Origin of the sequence: Stenotrophomonas sp. YIM B06876 (assembly GCF_030711595.1) — a bacterium.
In the GTDB taxonomy this organism is placed as follows: Bacteria; Pseudomonadota; Gammaproteobacteria; order Xanthomonadales; family Xanthomonadaceae; genus Stenotrophomonas.
Genome location: NZ_JAUJUJ010000504.1, coordinates 1 through 580, shown reverse-complemented (window position 1 = coordinate 580; position 580 = coordinate 1). Strand labels below are relative to the sequence as shown.

The 580-nt window shown below is 68.9% G+C and carries 1 protein-coding gene; it reads left to right on the top strand.

Annotation, left to right across the window (positions count from 1 at the left end):
• Positions 1-292: 292 nt before the first annotated feature.
• Positions 293-580: Tar ligand binding domain-containing protein (locus QZH66_RS18165; RefSeq protein ID WP_305807196.1), on the top strand; the 288-nt coding region annotated here is incomplete at its 3' end.

The window sequence follows — 580 nt, the reverse complement described above, 5'->3', positions numbered from 1 at the left end:
GCCCCCAGGGCCGGATGCGTGCATGTTCAAACTCCTTTCCCTCCTTCCGGGCCACGCCTTTTCTGCGGCTGCCGCATGCCATGGCGCGCCGGTGCCATGAGGGCGCATTTCAGTGGCCTGCGCCAGCGCTGGCAAGGCGGCTCCCTGCTTTTTTCGCGCCTGCGCATTGGCACGCGCCTGGCCTGCATGATGGTGCTGGCCATGCTGGTCGCGCTCATGCTGGCTGCGNCCTTTCCCTCCTTCCGGGCCACGCCTTTTCTGCGGCTGCCGCATGCCATGGCGCGCCGGTGCCATGAGGGCGCATTTCAGTGGCCTGCGCCAGCGCTGGCAAGGCGGCTCCCTGCTTTTTTCGCGCCTGCGCATTGGCACGCGCCTGGCCTGCATGATGGTGCTGGCCATGCTGGTCGCGCTCATGCTGGCTGCGTCGGGCATCCGCGGCCTGGCCGCCGCGCAGGAAAGCCTGCGCGTGGTCTACGAAGACCGCATGAAGCCGGTGCGCGCGCTGGCACAGATCGCCCACCTGATGCTGGCCAACCGCCTGCAGCTGCAGATCGCGCTGCACGAGACCGGCCAGGGCGCC